Genomic DNA, 17,299 nt, shown 5'->3' with positions numbered 1-17,299 from the left:
TCCTCGCAGCAGCATCCGCCACGACTCCTGCGAGACGACATGACCTACCCGCGTTCCTCCTTCGGCCCCGCCGCCGACCAGGCTGCCTCCGTCGCACCGAGCCCTCGGTTCCCTCAGATCGAGCGCGAAGTGCTCGACTTCTGGGAGACCGACCAGACCTTCCGCGCCTCGATCGAGCAGCGCGAGGGCAACGACGAGTGGGTCTTCTACGACGGCCCGCCGTTCGCCAACGGCCTGCCGCACTACGGGCACCTGCTCACCGGGTACGCCAAGGATGTGTTCCCCCGCTTCCAGACCATGATCGGCAAGAAGGTCGATCGCGTCTTCGGCTGGGACACGCACGGTCTGCCCGCTGAGCTCGAGGCCATGAAGCAGCTCGGCATCACCGAGAAGAGCCAGATCGAAGAGATGGGCATCGACGTCTTCAACGCGAAAGCGAAGGACTCGGTGCTGAAGTACACGCACGAGTGGCAGGACTACGTCACGCGTCAGGCTCGCTGGGTCGACTTCGAGCGCGGGTACAAGACGCTCGACCTCGGCTACATGGAGAGCGTGCTCTGGGCGTTCAAGACGCTGTTCGACAAGGGGCTCGCCTACGAGGGCTACCGGGTGCTGCCGTACTGCTGGCGCGACGAGACCCCGCTGTCGGCGCACGAGCTGCGCATGGACGACGACGTCTACCAGAACCGTCAGGACCCGTCGGTCACCGTCACGTTCCCGCTGACAGGTGCGAAGGCCGAGGCCCTCGGACTCACCGCCGTGCGCGCGCTCGCCTGGACGACCACGCCCTGGACCCTTCCCACCAACCTCGCGCTCGCCGTGGGACCCGACATCGAGTACGTCGTGCTCCCGGCAGGTCCCGGTGGAGCGGCGGACGTGCACCAGATCGCCGGAACGACGGATGCCGCAGTCGAGGCGTCCTCCCATCGCTACCTCCTCGCACGCGAGCTGCTCGGCGGCTACGTCAAGGACCTCGGCTACGAGAGCCTCGACGACGCGCTCGCCGCTGTCGACGCGACGGTGCGAGGAGCCGACCTGGAGGACGTCACCTACGACCGACTCTTCGACTACTACGCCGACGCCGAGACCTACGGCACCGAGAACGCCTGGCGCATCCTGGTCGACGACTACGTCACCGTCAGCGACGGCACCGGCATCGTCCACCAGGCTCCCGCCTACGGTGAGGACGACCAGCGGGTCGCCGGTGCCGCCGGCATCCCGACGATCCTGTCGCTCGACGACGGCGGGCGCTTCCTGCCGAACGTCACAGACGTCGCCGGCCAGCTCTGGATGGATGCGAACACGCCGCTCATCCGTCTGCTCCGCGCCGAGGGACGACTGCTGCGCGAGCAGAGCTACGTGCACTCGTACCCGCACTGCTGGCGCTGCCGGAACCCCCTGATCTACAAGGCCGTGTCGAGCTGGTTCATCCGTGTCACCGACATCAAGGACGACCTGCTCGCGAACAACGAGCAGATCACCTGGGTGCCCGAGAACGTCAAGCACGGCCAGTTCGGCAAGTGGCTCGAGGGGGCGCGCGACTGGTCGATCAGCCGCAACCGCTACTGGGGCTCGCCGATCCCGATCTGGAAGAGCGACGACCCGGAGTACCCGCGCATCGACGCATACGGCTCTCTCGAAGAGATGGAGCGCGACTTCGGCACGCTGCCGCGCAACCCCGAGGGCGAGATCGACCTGCACCGCCCCTACATCGACGACCTCACGCGTCCGAACCCCGACGACCCCACCGGCAAGAGCACGATGCGCCGCATCGAGGACGTCTTCGACGTGTGGTTCGACTCGGGTTCGATGCCGTACGCGCAGGTGCACTATCCGTTCGAGAACCAGGAGTGGTTCGACACGCACGCACCCGCCGACTTCATCGTCGAGTACATCGGGCAGACGCGTGGCTGGTTCTACGTCATGCACGTGCTGTCGACCGCGCTCTTCGATCGTCCGGCCTTCACCGGTGTCAGCTGCCACGGCATCGTGCTGGGCAACGACGGCTACAAGATGTCGAAGTCGCTGCGCAACTATCCGGATGTCTCCGAGGTGCTCGACCGCGACGGCTCCGACGCGATGCGCTGGTTCCTCATGTCGAGCTCCGTGCTGCGCGGTGGCAACCTCGCGGTCACCGAAGAGGGCATCCGATCGGGCGTCCGCGAGTTCCTGCTTCCGCTGTGGAACTCGTGGTACTTCTTCGCGACGTATGCGAACGCGGCCAAGCCGGGCGGCTACGAGGCGACCTGGCGCACGGACTCGACCGACGTGCTCGACAGGTACATCCTGGCTCGGCTCGGCGACCTCGTGCGCGACGTGCGGGCGGACCTCGAGGGACTCGACTCGACGACGGCGTCCGCTCGTCTGCGCGACTTCGCCGAGGTCCTCACCAACTGGTACATCCGCCGCTCGCGCGACCGGTTCTGGGAGGGCTCGAACACCGAGGCCTTCGACACGCTCTACACCGTGCTCGAGACGCTGACCCGCGTCGCGGCTCCGCTCGTGCCGCTCGTCAGCGAGCGCGTCTGGCAGGGGCTCACAGGCGGACGCAGCGTGCACCTGCAGGACTGGCCTGACGCCACCGCGTTCCCCGCCGCCGACGAGATCCGGAATGCCATGGATGCCGTCCGCGAGCTCTCGAGCGTCGGCAACGCGTTGCGCAAGAAGGAGAAGCTGCGCGTGCGTCTGCCGCTCGCCCGCCTCACGGTCGTGTCACCGCTGGCAGGGACGCTCGGCCAGTTCGAGGACATCCTCCGCGAGGAGCTCAACGTCAAGTCGGTCGAGCTCGTCCCGCAGTCCGAGACGACTGCCGCGGACTACGGCATCAGCCACCGGCTCAGCGTCAACGCGCGTGCCGCGGGCCCGCGGCTCGGCAAGAACGTGCAGACCGTGATCAAAGCCGCGAAGGCAGGCGACTGGTCGGAGAGCGACGGCGTCGTCACCGCGGGCGGTATCGCTCTCGAGCCGTCGGAGTACGAGCTCGCGCTCGAGACCGCCGGTCGTCCGGAGGGCGAGGCTCTCGCCCTCGTGCCGACGGGGGGCGTCGTGCTGCTCGATACGCAGACGACACCCGAGCTCGAAGCGGAGGGACTCGCACGCGACGCGATCCGCGTCGTGCAGGAGGCCCGCAAGAACGCCGACCTCGACGTGAGCGATCGCATCGTGCTCGCGCTCAACGTGAGCCCGGACGACGCCGAGGCGTTGCAGGCGCATGCAGAGCTGATCGCAGGGGAGACCCTGGCTGTGGCGTTCGCTGTGCAGGCCACCGACGAGATGAACGCTCTCGTGCAGGACGTCACCAGCCCGGGAGGCGGCGTGTTCCGCAGCGGGGCGACCGCGCTGGGCGCCGACAAGCGTCCGATCATCGTCACGATCGACACGAACATCGAGGAGCCGAGCGCATGAGCGCACGTGACAGGGCGGATGCCGTCTACGAGACGCTGCTGAGCCGCGCGGGGGAGCGCTGGGTGCAGCCGCGCAAGGAGCGCACCGCGCGCATCCTCACATACCTCGACGACCCGCAGCGCACCTATCGCGTCGTGCACATCACGGGGACCAACGGCAAGACGTCGACGGCTCGGATGATCGAGACTCTGCTTCGGGCGCACGGGCTGCGCACCGGGCTGTTCACGAGTCCTCATCTCGAGCGCTTCACCGAGCGGATCATGATCGACGGCGAGCCGATCGAGGATGCCGCCGTCGCCGACGCGTGGGATGAGATCGAGCCCTTCGTCGAGATCGTCGACGCCGAGCTCGAGGCCGCAGGGGAGGAGCCGCTCACGTTCTTCGAGCTGCTCACCGTGCTCGCCTTCGTGGCCGTGGCCGATGCCCCTGTCGACGTGCTCGTGCTCGAGGTGGGCATGGGGGGCGAGTGGGACTCGACCAACACGGCGGACGGCGACGTGGCGGTCTTCGCGCCCATCGACATCGACCACGCGGATCGTCTCGGAGGTACGATCGCCGAGATCGCGACGGTCAAGGCGGGGATCATCAAGGAAGGCGCGGCCGTCGTCTCGGCGCAGCAGCCCGCAGAGGCCGCTGAAGTGCTGCGTCGCGTCGCCGCCGAGAAGAACGCCACGATCGCGTTCGAGGGTGAGGAGTTCGGACTCGCCGACCAGAAGCTCGCCGTCGGTGGACAGCTGTTGACCATCCGCGGACTCGCCGGCGCCTATGTCGAGGAGTACCTGCCGCAGTACGGAGCGCACCAGGGGCACAACGCCGCCCTCGCGGTCGCCGCCGTGGAGTCGCTGATCGGAGGCGGCGAGCAGCCGATCGCCGCCGACATCATCTCCGAGGGGCTCCAGGGAGCGACCTCGCCCGGACGCCTCCAGCTGCTGGGGATCGCTCCGACGGTGATCGTCGATGCCGCGCACAACCCGCACGGCGCCGCCGCGCTCGTTCTCGCGATGGACGACAGCTTCGACTTCGACGAGTGGGGCGTCGTGCTGGGTGTGCTCGCCGACAAGGACGCCGCCGGCATCGTCGCGAAGCTCGCACCTGCAGCAGCGCACGTCTTCGCCACCGCGCCGGAGTCCGACCGCGCGAGCGACGCGAACCTCATCGCCGACCTCGTCGAGGCGACGGGACAGCGTGCGACCGTCCATCCGACCCTCGCTGAGGCTGCTGATGCCGCACGGGAATGGGCGGCATCGTCCGATCGCCGAGCCGTCGTGATCGCCGGGTCGGTCGTGCTCGCGGGCGAGGCGATCGCCCTCGCCGAGGCAGAGGACTGGAAGTCCGGGTGGCGCGCATGACCGCCGTCTCCCCGTCTGCGCGTCCGCCCCGCACGCTCGTGCAGAAGCTGGCGCCGATCGTGCTCGGGTTCGAGTCGATCGTCGTCTTCCTCGCGGGTCTCACGGTCTTCGGTCTCAAGTCGCTGCCTGCCGGCATCCCGCAGTGGTGGGGGATCGTCGGCGGCGCGGTCGTGGGACTCGCCTGCATCGCCGTCGCCGGGATGATCACGAAGCCCTGGGCGATCACCGCAGGGTGGATCCTGCAGGTCGTCATCGCGCTGGCGGCTATCCTGGTGCCCGCGATCCTGCTCGTCGTCGTGGTTTTCGGCGGCATGTGGGGGTATGCGACGATCATGGGGGCCCGATTGGACGCACGACGTCCTGACGGGCCCACGACCGAGACTCAGACAGAGAGTGAATGACATGGCCACCGAAGAAACCCTCGTCCTCGTAAAGCCCGATGGTGTCGCCCGCGGCCTCACCGGCACGATCCTGGCTCGCATCGAAGCGAAGGGATACTCCCTCGTCGACATCTGCCTGGTCGAGCCCGACCGCGACCTGCTGGCCGAGCACTATGCCGAGCACGAGGGCAAGCCGTTCTACGAGCCGCTCCTCGAGTTCATGCTCTCAGGGCCGTCCGTCGCGATCCGCCTCGCGGGCAACCGCGTGATCGAGGGCTTCCGGTCGCTCGCCGGCACGACCGACCCCACCACCGCCGCACCCGGCACGATCCGTGGCGACTTCGGTCGCGACTGGGGCCTCAAGGTGCAGCAGAACCTCGTGCACGGCTCGGACAGCCCCGAGTCGGCCGCACGCGAGCTCGGCATCTGGTTCGACTGACCGATCCGCTCACGACGAAGCCCGCCGCACGAGATCGTGCGGCGGGCTTCGTCGATTCAGGGGTGAGGAATCAGAAGATGATGCGCGCCATCTCGCCGAGGAAGTCGAGACCCTGCAGCTGAGCCATCACGATGATGATCGCGTACGCCAGGATGGTCGCCAGCGGAACCCAGACCATGAGCTTGTCCGCACGCGCCTGGGCCTTCTCGCTCTTGGTGAACGTGCCGTTCCGAGTGAGATGCAGCATCGTCGCAAAGAACGTCGGGATGGTCACGGCCCAGGTCACCATGCACCACGGGCACAGCACTCCGAGGTTCGATGCATACAGGCTCTGGCCGATCAGCCAGCAGACGAGTCCGAATGCGAACGTGATGCCGGCGCCGAACGCAGCCCAGAACCAGCGGGGAAAGCGGGCTCCAGCGAGGATCGCGACCCCGACGACCAACGGCGCCATCCACCCGGTCAGTCCGAGCAGCGGGTTGGGGAAGCCGAAGATCTCGCCCTGCCACGAGCCCAGGTTCTTGCTGCACTGGATGAAGGGGCTGACGTCGCAGGCCAGGGCATCGGTTGGGTTCTCGAGAAGCACGAACTTCTCGACCGTGAGCTGGAAGGCGGCGAACCAGCCGATGACGCTCGCGATGATCAACCACACGGCATAGACGACGGGGCGGGTGCGCTGCTCGCTCATGTCTGGATTCTCTCAGCGATCGCTATGTATCGGGCGTGAGCGCGCCGGAGAAAACGACTCAGTGCCCCGACGATGCCGCGAACCGGCGCACTTGGTGCGATAATGGCCTGTGATGCATCGCTCGACCCTGTCGCGGCGGGCATCGACGCAGACTTCGGGGCCGTATGCCCCTCGTGATCAGAGCCATGAGCCGGTCGCACACCGAATGAGTTCGCGGCACCTGCGGGTGCCGCATGAGAGTTAGCGGAACACGAAGTGTCCGCGCGAGGAGCAAGCCAGAGATGGCCGATGACAACAATGACTACGACGCCCCTACCCTCGACTTCTCTGCGGATGCTGACGCACCCGCAGAGGTAGTCGCCGACGCTCCGGAGGCCGACGGCACGTCCGACGCTTCGGAGGACGGCGCGGGTTCGACCGCTGAGCCCTCTCCGGCGGAGGAGACTCTTGCGGAGGATGCTCCTGCTGCGGACGCAGCTACTGCGGATGCTCCTGCTGAGGATGCTCCCTCCGAGAACGCACCTCCTGCGGAGGCTTCCGCCGAGGCAGCTCCTGCCGCTGAGGCTCCTGCCGCTGAGGCTCCTGCCGCTGACGCTCCTGCGGTCGACGCTCCTGCCGTCGACGCTCCCGCGGCCGAAGCCTCTTCTGAAGAGACGGCTGCTGAGCCTGCCCAGGAGAAGCCCGAGGCGCCCCAGCCCCTCACGGCTGTGTCACTGGGGCTGCTGCCCGAGGTCTTCGTCTCTCAGGTATCGACGCAGCTGCACTTCTACGCTCCCGAGGTCCTTCCGCTCCCGGCCCGTCCGGGCCGCGAGCGCGTGTTCGACCGCATCGCCGAGCGGGAACCGGAGGAGCCGGCCGGCCGCCGTGGACGCCGCCGTCGCGGTGGTTCCGACGATGTCGAGCAGCGCGAGCCGCGTGAGCAGCGTGACGAACCTCGCCAGCCCCGCCAGCGCGTCGTCGAATACATCACCGAGCCCAAGGCGATCAAGGGTTCCACGCGCCTCGAGGCGAAGAAGCAGCGCCGTCGCGACGGACGGGATGCCGGTCGTCGGCGTCCGGTCGTCACCGAGGCGGAGTTCCTCGCGCGTCGTGAGTCAGTCGACCGCAAGATGGTCGTCCGTTCCAAGAACGGCCGGACGCAGATCGGCGTCCTCGAAGACGGCGTGCTCGTCGAGCACTATGTCGCGCGCAACCAGGATGCCTCGCTGATCGGCAATGTCTACCTCGGCCGCGTGCAGAACGTGCTGCCGAGCATGGAGGCCGCGTTCGTCGACATCGGCCGTGGCCGCAACGCCGTGCTCTACTCCGGCGAGGTCGACTGGGATGGCGTCGAGACCGGCAACCAGCCGCGTCGTATCGAACTCGCGCTCAAGGCGGGCGACCGCGTCCTGGTGCAGGTCACCAAGGATCCGATCGGGCACAAGGGCGCCCGTCTGACCAGCCAGATCTCGCTTCCGGGTCGCTACCTCGTGTATGTGCCCGGCGGATCGATGAACGGCATCAGCCGCAAGCTGCCCGACAACGAGCGCACGCGCCTGAAGCGCATCCTCAAGGAGGTTCTCCCCGAGTCCTCCGGGGTGATCGTCCGCACGGCGGCCGAAGGTGCCACCGAAGACCAGCTCACTCGCGATGTTCAGCGGCTCACCAGCCAGTGGGAGCACATCCGCAAGCAGGTCGAGAGCCAGCAGGCGCCGGCGCTGCTGCACGCCGAGCCCGACCTTCTGGTCAAGATCGTCCGCGACGTCTTCAACGAGGACTTCACGAAGATGCTGATCCAGGGCGAGGAAGCGCAGCGCACCATCCGCGCCTACCTCGAGAGTGTCGCGCCTGATCTGCTCGAGCGCGTCGAGTCGTACGAGGACGAGAGCGATCCCTTCGATGTGTTCCGGATCACGGAGCAGATCGAGAAGGCGCTCGACCGCAAGGTCTGGCTGCCGTCCGGTGGCTCGCTGGTCATCGACCGCACCGAGGCCATGACGGTCGTCGACGTCAACACGGGAAAGTTCGTCGGCTCGGGCGGAAACCTCGAAGAGACGGTCACCAAGAACAACCTCGAGGCGGCGGAGGAGATCGTCCGCCAGCTGCGTCTGCGCGACATCGGCGGCATCATCGTCGTCGACTTCATCGACATGGTGCTCGAATCGAACCGCGACCTCGTGCTGCGCCGCCTGATCGAGTGCCTCAGCCGTGACCGGACGAAGCACCAGGTCGCCGAGGTCACGTCGCTCGGCCTCGTGCAGATGACCCGCAAGAAGCTCGGACTCGGCCTGCTCGAGACGTTCAGCGAGGCGTGCGACGTGTGCGCCGGTCGCGGCGTCATCGTGCACCACGACCCGGTCGTGAAGCACCGCTCGAGCAGCAACGGCAATGGCAACGGCAACTCGCAGTCCAACCGTCGCCAGCGCGGCGGCAACGGCCAGTCGCAGAACTCGGCGCCCGCCGCGGTGACGACGCACAGCATTCCCGAGGGGGCGAAGTCCGCGCTCGCGCAGATCGCGGCCTCGACGCGCGTTCCGAACGCCGACGAGCCGACGGAGGTCGTCGCTCCCGCCGCGGAGACGATGACGGAAGCCCCCGCCACGCAGGAGCGAGCCAAGAAGCCCCGCAAGAAGCGCGGATCCGACCGCAAGTCGCCCAAGTCCCCGGCTGAGGCGCTGCTCGATTCCGTGCTCGATGCGCTTCCCGAGCCGAAGGCTCCGGGGCAGGGACGCGGTCGTCGCCGTGTCTCCACCGCCGCGCTCACCGGCACGCCGATCTCCGTGAACTCGGAGCCGTCAGCGCCGGTCGCGGGCGGGGACTCGCAGTCCTGAGGCGATCAGTCGCCTGACCAGCTCCTTGCCGCCGACATGCTGTGCGCCGGCGGCGAGGAGCCGGGGGATGAGCTCTTCGGGGACGTCGTAGTGGTCGAGGTCGAAGGCGCGTGCAGGAACGTCGTGCGACCTCGCGAAGGCGTGCAGCTCCTGCAGGCTGTCGTCGCTGACGAGATGGGCCCACAGGCGCCCGTGTGCGGGCCAGATGGGGTCATCGACGAGAACGGTCATTCGTTCAGCCTATGACCGGACACACCAGGCGGCGCGTTTTGCCACAGTGTCCTGCATCCGGTAAAGTAGTCCCTTGGTGCGTATGCCGCGTCGTCCTGGACGGTCGAAGCGGAGAGTCTTGCGTTCGTGCCCGTCGCCCAGCGTCGCATGCAAGCAACAGTCTTCCCGTGAGATATCGGAGCCGCGAGCTCCCCAACGAAACAGGTATGAAGTGGTTTACGCAGTAGTGCGCGCCGGTGGGCGGCAGGAGAAGGTCGAGGTCGGCACGATCGTTCAGCTCGACCGTGTCAAGGCTGCCCAGGGCGAGAAGATCGAGCTGGCCGCAGTGCTGCTCGTCGACGGCGCCTCGGTGACCACCGACGCCGACTCGCTGGCGAAGGTCAAGGTCACGGCAGAGGTCATCGGCAACCTCCGCGGCCCGAAGATCATCATCCAGAAGTACAAGAACAAGACCGGCTACAAGAAGCGCCAGGGCCACCGTCAGGAGCTCACGCGCGTCAAGATCACCGGCATCAAGTAAGACCGAGGAGACCAGGACATGGCACATAAAAAGGGCGCAAGCTCCACCCGTAACGGTCGTGACTCCAACGCTCAGCGACTTGGCGTCAAGCGTTTCGGTGGACAGCAGGTTCTCGCCGGCGAGATCATCGTCCGCCAGCGCGGCACGCACTTCCACCCCGGCGTGAACGTCGGCCGCGGTGGCGACGACACCCTGTTCGCTCTGGCCGCCGGTGCGGTGCAGTTCGGCGCGAAGGGCGGCCGCAAGGTCGTCAACATCGTCGCCGCTGCTGAGTGATCACAGCACGACAGTAGTCATGCGATTCGGGGCGGGCTTCGGCCCGTCCCGAATTTGCGTTTTCGGCGGGACATGTGTTCCCAGCCGAATCGCCGGCCGAACTCTCGGTTCCGGCCGAGTTCTTTATTGAGGAGAGAGACATGGTCAGTTTCGTCGACACCGTGACGCTTCACCTGCGTGCGGGCAAGGGCGGCAACGGCTGTGTCTCGGTGCACCGCGAGAAGTTCAAGCCGCTCGGCGGCCCCGATGGAGGCAACGGCGGTGACGGCGGCGACATCGTTCTCATCGCCGACACCCAGACGGGCACGCTTCTCTCGTACCACCACTCGCCCCACCGCAGCTCCGGCAACGGCGGACCCGGCATGGGCGACCACCGCGCAGGGTTCATGGGTGAGGACCTCGAGCTTCCCGTTCCCGTCGGCACCGTGGTCAGGAACGCGGCCGGCGAGGTTCTGATCGACATGATCGAGCCCGGCGAGCGATTCGTCGTCGCGAAGGGCGGCCATGGCGGACTCGGCAACGCCGCACTGGCGACGCCGAAGCGCAAGGCGCCCGGATTCGCGCTTCTGGGCACCCCGGGAGACGAGGGCGATGTCGTCCTCGAGCTCAAGACCGTCGCAGACGTGGCTCTCGTCGGCTATCCCTCTGCAGGCAAGTCCAGCCTGATCGGTGCGATCTCGGCGGCCCGCCCCAAGATCGCCGACTACCCGTTCACCACGCTCCACCCGAACCTCGGTGTCGTGCAGGCGGGGGAGTCGCGCTACACCGTCGCCGATGTCCCCGGACTCATCGAGGGAGCGAGCGAGGGGCGTGGTCTCGGACTGGAGTTCCTCCGCCACGTCGAACGCTGCACCGCACTGCTGCATGTGCTCGACTGCGCGACGCTGGAGCCCGGTCGTGACCCGATCTCCGACCTCGACGTCATCCTCGGCGAACTGGCCGCGTACGAGGTCCCCGAGGGACAGACTCCGCTGCTCGAGCGACCCCAGCTCATCGCGCTGAACAAGATCGACGTGCCGGAGGCCCGCGACCTCGCAGATCTCGTGCGTCCGGACCTCGAGGCTCGCGGATTCCGCGTCTTCGACATCTCCACCATCTCGCACGAGGGCCTGCGCCAGTTGACCTATGCGCTCGGCGATATCGTCGACGCACACCGCGCAGAGCTCGCCGCGACCGAGGTCCCGCGTGAGCGCGTCGTGCTTCGCCCGCGCGGCCCCAAGAAGGGCTTCGAGATCCGGGTCGAGGGTGGCAGCTACGGCAACATCTATCGCATCCTGGGCGAGAAGCCCGTCCGATGGGTTCAGCAGACCGACTTCCAGAACGAGGAGGCCGTGGGTTATCTCGCGGATCGCCTCGAGAAGCTGGGCGTCGAAGACGAGCTCTTCCGCCTCGGTGCAGTGCAGGGATCCACGGTCGTCATCGGCGAAGGCGAGAGCATCGTCTTCGACTGGGAGCCCACCATGACGTCTGCGGCCGAACTCATGACGGCGCCCCGCGGAACCGATCCGCGCCTGGCGCCCAACGCCCGTCGCACCACCTCCGAGCGTCGTGAGAACTACTACGAGCGCATGGATGCCAAGGCCGAGGCTCGCGCCGAGGTCGAGGCTCAGCGGCTCGCGGCCTACCGCGAGGACGGGGAGTGACCGCTCGCACGAGGGCGGATCTCGCCACAGCCTCGAGGATCGTCGTCAAGGTCGGGTCCTCATCGATCAGCGGTGAGTCGTCATGGCGGATCCCCGTTCTGGTCGAGGCGCTGGCCGCAGCGCACGCGCGCGGAGCAGAGGTGATCCTCGTCTCCTCCGGAGCGATCGCCACAGGCATTCCGTTCCTGCGTCTCGACGCCCGCCCGACCGACCTGGCCACGCAGCAGGCCGCGGCCGCGGTCGGACAGAACATCCTGGTCTACCGCTATCAGGAGTCTCTGCGTCGCTTCGACATCGTCGCGGGGCAGGTGCTGCTCACGACGGGCGACCTCGAGAACCCGACCTCGCGCAGCAATGCTCGGCGGGCCATGGAGCGACTTCTCGGTCTGCGCATCCTGCCGATCGTGAACGAGAACGACACGGTCGCGACGCAGGAGATCCGCTTCGGCGACAACGACCGACTCGGAGCGCTCGTCGCGCAGCTGATCGAGGCCGACGCTCTGGTCCTGCTGAGCGACATCGAGTCGCTCTACACCAAGCCGCCGTCCGACCCGACAGCCGAGCCCATAGACGTCGTCGCCCCCGATGCCGATCTGTCGGGACTCGAGTTCGGATCGACCGTCGTCAACAGCGTCGGCACCGGAGGAGCCGCGACCAAGGTCTCGGCCGCTCGCCTGGCTGCCGCGTCCGGGATCGGCGTGCTCGTGACGAGTGCCGACCTGGTCGACAAGGCCCTCTCCGGGGCCGACATAGGGACCTGGTTCCAACCCGCGCTCTCTTAGACTGGGCGGATGACCGACCAGACCCCCCAGACGCGCCTGGAGCTCGCCAAAGAGGCGTCCCGCGCAACGGCCAGGCTGACCAGCGATGACAAGGCCCGGGCTCTCGAGGCCATCGCGGTGGCTCTCGAGCAGAATGCTGCCGCGATCATCGCGGCCAACGGTCGAGACATCGAGCGAGGTCGGTCCGACGGCATCGGAGAATCGCTGATCGACCGGCTGCGCCTCGACGAGAAGCGCGTCGCCGCTCTCGCCGCGGCAGTCCGCCAGGTCGCGGCCCTGCCCGACCCCGTCGGTCGCGTCGTCGGAGGGCATCGGATGCCCAACGGCGTGGCACTGGAGCAGGTGCGGGTGCCCTTCGGAGTGGTCGGCGCGATCTACGAGGCGCGTCCGAACGTCACCGTCGATATCGCCGCGCTCGCGCTGCGCTCGGGCAACTCCGTGGTCCTGCGCGGTGGCAGTGCCGCACGAGAGTCGAACACCGTACTCGTCGAGATCATGCGTGGAGCGCTGCAGGCTGCGGGCGTCACGCCGGAAGCGGTGCAGACGGTCGACGACTTCGGTCGTGACGGCGCCACGGCATTGATGCACGGACGCGGGTTCATCGACGTGCTCGTGCCCCGGGGCAGCGCGGGGCTGATCGAGACCGTCGTGACCGAGGCCACCGTCCCCGTGATCGAGACAGGCGCAGGCAACGTGCACATCGTGCTCGACGAGAGCGCTCCTGACGACTGGGCGCAGGACATCGTGGTGAACGCGAAAGTGCAGCGTCCCAGTGTCTGCAACGCCGTCGAGACGGTGCTCGTGCTCCGTCAAGCCGCACCGCGGCTCGTGCCGCTCGTCGCGAGCGCACTGCAGAGCGAGGGAGTCGCGATCCACGGTGACGACATGGTGGCGGGGCTCGTCTCGAACGTGATCCCGGCGACGGAAGACGACTGGGCGACGGAGTACCTCAGTCTCGACATCGCGATCAAGGTCGTCGACACCCTCGACGATGCGCTCGACCACATCCGTCGCTACAGCACCGGGCACACGGAGTCGATCATCACCACCGATTCGCGCAACGCGGAGCGATTCCTGGCCGAGGTCGACTCGGCAGTCGTGATGGTGAACACGTCCACTCGGTTCACTGACGGGGGAGAGTTCGGGTTCGGCGCCGAGGTCGGCATCTCGACGCAGAAGCTGCACGCGCGAGGACCGATGGGGCTTTCCGAGCTGACCAGCACGAAATGGCTGGCGCGTGGGGCAGGGCAGACGCGCGGCTGAGGGCTAGACTAGGGGGCGCTGTGGCTCTTCGTGAGTCATGCCCGCCAGCCACGAAACGGAGTCAGGATGAACCTCGTCGCACAGATCGCGATGGTCGCTGCCGAAACCGAGCACCACGGCAATGTGCAGCTCGAGACGCTGATCTTCGGCGTGATCGCCATCATCGTCTTCGCCTTCCTCGGCCTGGTCACGCTGTCGTACAAGAACGTCGCCAACCGCCACTCCGCCAAGGCCGACGCCTGGGCGGCGAAGCACGGCAAGGACGGCCACGAGGCAGGGCACGGCCACTAGGCCCGTATGAACGACACGACCTCGCGTCCTGCGCGCATCGGTGTGATGGGCGGCACCTTCGACCCCATCCACCATGGCCACCTGGTCGCCGCGAGCGAGGTCGCCCACTCCTTCGATCTCGACGAGGTCGTATTCGTCCCCACCGGACACCCATGGCAGAAGTCTGATGTCACCCCCAGCGAGCACCGCTACCTGATGACGGTGATCGCCACTGCATCCAACCCGCAGTTCACGGTGAGCAGGGTGGACATCGACCGTGAGGGGCCGACCTATACGATCGACACCCTTCGCGACCTGAAGGAGAAGCGCCCCGACGCGGAGCTCTTCTTCATCACCGGTGCCGACGCCGTGGCGCAAATTCTCAGTTGGAGGGACCATGATGAACTGTGGGAGTTGGCCCACTTCGTCGCGGTCTCGCGTCCAGGACACGTTCTGAGCACTGACGGCCTCCCCAGCGACAACGTCAGCCAACTGGAGGTGCCGGCGCTGTCCATCTCGTCGACGGCCTGCCGCGTGCGGGTCCGCGACGACGAGCCGGTCTGGTACCTCGTCCCCGACGGAGTCGTTCAATACATCGCGAAGCATCATCTGTATCGGAGCAAGGCATGAGTACATCGGATCAGCAGGGTCACGGTCCGCTGACGCGAAAGCAGCTGCGTGAGATCCGGCTGACGGGTTCCACGCCGGTCATCTCGGTGGAGGAGGCTGCAGCTGCCGCTGCCGTCGCGGCTCCACCCGTGCCGCCAAAGCCAGAGGCGCCCGAGTCGACCACGGTCGAGCCCACCCCGCCGGCCCGGTCAGGCGCGAGCGACACCGAGGGGGAGTCCTCCCACGGGACTGTGGGGCTGACACGTCGACAGGTTCGCGAGCGCGAGCGCGCCGCGACGGGATCGGTTCCTGTCGACGAGTCCGATGCTCCTGAGGGATCGGCCCCCGAGAATGCGGCCGAAAAGACGCAGCCCGTCGAGCCCGCATCCGAGCCGAAGAGCGAGACTCCTGCGTCCTCTGCATCCGATGATGATGACGAAGACGATGACGACACTGCTGTCGAGGGCCTCCCCGCTCCCGTCAGTGCTTCGACGTCCGTCGAGGCCACGGATGACGACGCTCAGACCGCTCCCGAAGCGGGCGACACCTCTTCGGCCGTGGCCGAACTCGGCATCGACGCAGATCCGGCCGATGCGAACGACGACGTCCTGGCCGATGTGGCCGAGTCCGATGACGTCGACATCGCCGAAGGGGAACGCCCCACGGTGAACTCCGCCTTCGGGCAGGAGCTGCTCACCGACGGCGCGGAGACCCGCAAGCCCTTCTCACCGTCGTTCGACGAGCTTCTGACCGTCGGTGACTCGACCGGATCGCAGCATCTGGCCCCGAACACGCTCATCTTCAACCCCTCCCCGGGAGACGGGTCGCTGTCTGGCCCGGTGGCCTCCACGGGGGAGATCCTCGTGACCGGCTCGTACGAACTGCCCAAGGGCCTCGGTTCGCAGGGTCACGCGCACGGCACCACAGACGGCAAGGATGTGGACGCCGTGCTGATCGACGGCGAGCTGCCTCCGGCATCGTCGCCCACGCCGATCGCCGCCAGTGCGGCCGTCAGCACCATCAAGCCCGCCGGTGAGGTCATCCGCCCACCCGCCCCCGAAAAGGGCAACAAACTCATGCTCATCCTCGCGATCGTGGCGGGTGGTCTTGCGCTCGCGCTGGGCGTTTCCCTGATCGTCGCCTTCAACTCGAATGTGTTCTAATGCAGTCACCTGAAACCGCCGAAGAGATGCTCCAGCTCGCGGCCGACGCCGCCGTCTCGAAGGGCGGTGAAGATCTCGTCGCCCTCAACGTGTCGGAGCCTCTTCCGCTCGTCGACATCTTCCTGCTCGTCACCGGAAACAGCGAGCGGAACGTCGCCGCCATCGCCGATGAGATCGAGGACAAACTCATCGAAGCCGGCCACAAGCGGGTCCGCCGTGAGGGTCGTGCGGAGGCCCGCTGGGTGCTCCTCGACTTCGGCGACCTGATCGTGCACGTCTTCCACCAGGAGGAGCGGGTCTACTACGGCCTCGAGCGCCTGTGGAAGGACTGCCCTGTGGTGCCGTTCGAGCTCGCAGACTCCGCTGCAGCAGACCGCGACTGACGTGAGCGTCCACCTGATCACCGGTGCCGGTTCCGGCATCGGCTCCGTCGTCGCGCGCCGACTGCTCGATCGGGGCGATCAGGTCGTCGTGCTGGCCCGTGATGCGGGACGCGCCAAGGAGATCACCGCGGCGCTTCCGGGCGCATCGGCGATCGTCGGTGACCTGGCACAGCCCGGAAGACTGTCATGGGCGCTGTCGAAGCAGGCGCTTCCCGAACGAATCGACTCGCTGATCCATGCAGCGGGCGTCGTCGACCTCGGGCCGGTGGCCGACCTGGCGGCGAACCTGTGGGAGCGTCAGCTCGCTGTGAACCTCGTGGGGCCCGCAGAGCTGACACGCCTGCTGCTGCCGCTGCTGCGTGTCTCCGGTGCTCGGGTGGTGTTCGTCAACTCCGGCGCGGGGCTTCACGCGCACGCAGGCTGGTCGGCGTACGCCGCGTCGAAGCACGGGCTCAAGGCTCTCGCCGACTCCCTGCGGGCCGAGGAGGCCGATCACGGGGTGCGGGTCACCTCGATCTATCCCGGTCGCACAGCGACGCCCATGCAGGAGCGCGTGCACCAGCAGGAGGGGCGCGACTACGATCCGGGGCGCTTCATCACGGCTGACTCGGTCGCGACGACGATCCTCACCGCACTCGACCTCCCGGACGACGCCGCTCTCACCGACCTGACGATCCGCCCTCGCGGCTGATCCCCTTCCCTGCAGTCTCTCTCGCAGCTGTCAAGCCCCTGTGGGCCGGGGGCGGCACCGTGGATGATGTGCAGTGGGGGAGAAAGTCGTGGAGGGAATCACATGTCCGGAGATCCAGATCCTAGATACGTGCTGCATCGTGTCACGCCATCGGAATGGGTGATCAACGACCGACGGTATGAGTCGCACGATCCGCGGCACGTGGTGGCGAGTGTGTACGAATACGCCGACACCGAGGTCGAGGTCGTATGGCTTCGTGATCTGCCTCTGGCAGTGCGATACGCCACCGCCACCGAAGTCCTCGAAGAGGTCACTCGGGTGCAGGATTCGAGTCGGGCGACGAGGCCCATCGCGATCCCGCATCTGCCACCCCTTCTCTCGAACTGAACAGACTGCG

The 17,299-nt window shown here is 67.3% G+C and carries 18 protein-coding genes; 16 read left to right on the top strand and 2 right to left on the bottom strand.

What is annotated here, in order from left to right; all coding sequences use genetic code 11:
* Positions 1 to 39: 39 nt before the first annotated feature.
* Genes ileS through ndk form a run of 4 tightly spaced genes read left to right on the top strand, consistent with a single transcriptional unit; the run spans position 40 to position 5,573 of the window.
* A complete protein-coding gene (ileS, locus tag MRBLMI13_RS06010; protein WP_367819754.1) occupies positions 40 to 3,405 on the top strand; it encodes an isoleucine--tRNA ligase in 3,366 nt (1,121 codons plus the stop codon).
* Positions 3,402 to 4,754, top strand: a complete 1,353-nt coding sequence (locus tag MRBLMI13_RS06005; RefSeq protein WP_367819756.1) for a bifunctional folylpolyglutamate synthase/dihydrofolate synthase — start codon at positions 3,402 to 3,404, stop codon at positions 4,752 to 4,754. Before ileS ends, MRBLMI13_RS06005 begins: the two co-directional genes overlap by 4 nt.
* Positions 4,751 to 5,155: a DUF4233 domain-containing protein gene (locus tag MRBLMI13_RS06000; protein ID WP_367819758.1), complete on the top strand. Its 405-nt coding sequence runs from the start codon at positions 4,751 to 4,753 to the stop codon at positions 5,153 to 5,155. Before MRBLMI13_RS06005 ends, MRBLMI13_RS06000 begins: the two co-directional genes overlap by 4 nt.
* A 1-nt stretch (position 5,156) precedes the next feature.
* Positions 5,157 to 5,573, top strand: coding sequence for a nucleoside-diphosphate kinase (gene ndk / locus MRBLMI13_RS05995; RefSeq protein ID WP_367819760.1), 417 nt, complete (start codon positions 5,157 to 5,159; stop codon positions 5,571 to 5,573).
* A 70-nt stretch (positions 5,574 to 5,643) separates the two neighbouring features.
* Here ndk and MRBLMI13_RS05990 read toward each other — a convergent pair whose 3' ends face one another.
* Positions 5,644 to 6,261 (bottom strand): vitamin K epoxide reductase family protein, encoded by a 618-nt coding sequence (locus MRBLMI13_RS05990; protein ID WP_367819761.1) that lies wholly within the window; start codon positions 6,259 to 6,261, stop codon positions 5,644 to 5,646.
* A gap of 281 nt (positions 6,262 to 6,542) precedes the next feature.
* Between MRBLMI13_RS05990 and MRBLMI13_RS05985 the strand changes: the two genes are divergently transcribed.
* A complete protein-coding gene (locus MRBLMI13_RS05985) occupies positions 6,543 to 9,071 on the top strand; it encodes an Rne/Rng family ribonuclease (protein ID WP_367819763.1) in 2,529 nt (842 codons plus the stop codon).
* Here the strand turns inward: MRBLMI13_RS05985 and MRBLMI13_RS05980 are convergent.
* Positions 9,036 to 9,302, bottom strand: coding sequence for a DUF4031 domain-containing protein (locus MRBLMI13_RS05980; RefSeq protein ID WP_079113029.1), 267 nt, complete (start codon positions 9,300 to 9,302; stop codon positions 9,036 to 9,038). The two genes, MRBLMI13_RS05985 and MRBLMI13_RS05980, sit on opposite strands and share 36 nt — an antisense overlap.
* 211 nt (positions 9,303 to 9,513) lie before the next feature.
* On the opposite strand from MRBLMI13_RS05980, the gene rplU reads away from it, so the two are divergent.
* The 11 genes from rplU (at position 9,514) to MRBLMI13_RS05925 (ending at position 17,289) form a co-directional block, all read left to right on the top strand.
* Positions 9,514 to 9,822, top strand: coding sequence for a 50S ribosomal protein L21 (gene rplU / locus MRBLMI13_RS05975; protein ID WP_072591411.1), 309 nt, complete (start codon positions 9,514 to 9,516; stop codon positions 9,820 to 9,822).
* Between the two features lie 18 nt (positions 9,823 to 9,840).
* A complete protein-coding gene (rpmA, locus tag MRBLMI13_RS05970) occupies positions 9,841 to 10,098 on the top strand; it encodes a 50S ribosomal protein L27 (RefSeq protein WP_028501603.1) in 258 nt (85 codons plus the stop codon).
* A 140-nt stretch (positions 10,099 to 10,238) separates the two neighbouring features.
* Complete coding sequence (obgE, locus tag MRBLMI13_RS05965) at positions 10,239 to 11,741, top strand: GTPase ObgE (RefSeq protein ID WP_309689279.1); 1,503 nt, start codon at positions 10,239 to 10,241, stop codon at positions 11,739 to 11,741.
* Positions 11,738 to 12,523: a glutamate 5-kinase gene (gene proB / locus MRBLMI13_RS05960; RefSeq protein WP_367819768.1), complete on the top strand. Its 786-nt coding sequence runs from the start codon at positions 11,738 to 11,740 to the stop codon at positions 12,521 to 12,523. The genes obgE and proB overlap by 4 nt, the downstream gene beginning before the upstream one ends.
* Before the next feature lie 9 nt (positions 12,524 to 12,532).
* Positions 12,533 to 13,786 carry a glutamate-5-semialdehyde dehydrogenase gene (locus tag MRBLMI13_RS05955; RefSeq protein WP_042537711.1) on the top strand — a complete coding sequence of 418 codons (1,254 nt, stop codon included), beginning with the start codon at positions 12,533 to 12,535 and terminating at the stop codon, positions 13,784 to 13,786.
* A 66-nt stretch (positions 13,787 to 13,852) separates the two neighbouring features.
* On the top strand, positions 13,853 to 14,077 hold the full coding sequence (locus MRBLMI13_RS05950; protein WP_042537709.1) for a hypothetical protein: 225 nt from the start codon (positions 13,853 to 13,855) through the stop codon (positions 14,075 to 14,077).
* 6 nt (positions 14,078 to 14,083) lie between these two features.
* On the top strand, positions 14,084 to 14,686 hold the full coding sequence (gene nadD / locus MRBLMI13_RS05945; RefSeq protein WP_042537707.1) for a nicotinate-nucleotide adenylyltransferase: 603 nt from the start codon (positions 14,084 to 14,086) through the stop codon (positions 14,684 to 14,686).
* The gene (locus tag MRBLMI13_RS05940) at positions 14,683 to 15,828 is read left to right on the top strand and encodes a hypothetical protein (protein WP_367819771.1); all 1,146 of its coding nucleotides are present in this window, start codon (positions 14,683 to 14,685) and stop codon (positions 15,826 to 15,828) included. Before nadD ends, MRBLMI13_RS05940 begins: the two co-directional genes overlap by 4 nt.
* Positions 15,828 to 16,211, top strand: coding sequence for a ribosome silencing factor (gene rsfS / locus MRBLMI13_RS05935; RefSeq protein ID WP_042537705.1), 384 nt, complete (start codon positions 15,828 to 15,830; stop codon positions 16,209 to 16,211). The genes MRBLMI13_RS05940 and rsfS overlap by 1 nt, the downstream gene beginning before the upstream one ends.
* Before the next feature lies 1 nt (position 16,212).
* Entirely contained in the window at positions 16,213 to 16,902 is a 690-nt protein-coding gene (locus tag MRBLMI13_RS05930; protein ID WP_367819773.1) for an SDR family oxidoreductase, read from the top strand.
* Between the two features lie 102 nt (positions 16,903 to 17,004).
* Positions 17,005 to 17,289, top strand: coding sequence for a hypothetical protein (locus tag MRBLMI13_RS05925; RefSeq protein WP_042537699.1), 285 nt, complete (start codon positions 17,005 to 17,007; stop codon positions 17,287 to 17,289).
* Positions 17,290 to 17,299 lie beyond the last annotated feature (10 nt).

Origin of the sequence: Microbacterium sp. LMI13-1-1.1 (genome assembly GCF_040815625.1) — a bacterium.
Classification (GTDB): Bacteria; Actinomycetota; Actinomycetes; order Actinomycetales; family Microbacteriaceae; genus Microbacterium; species Microbacterium forte.
This window is presented reverse-complemented; position numbering and strand designations above follow the sequence as displayed.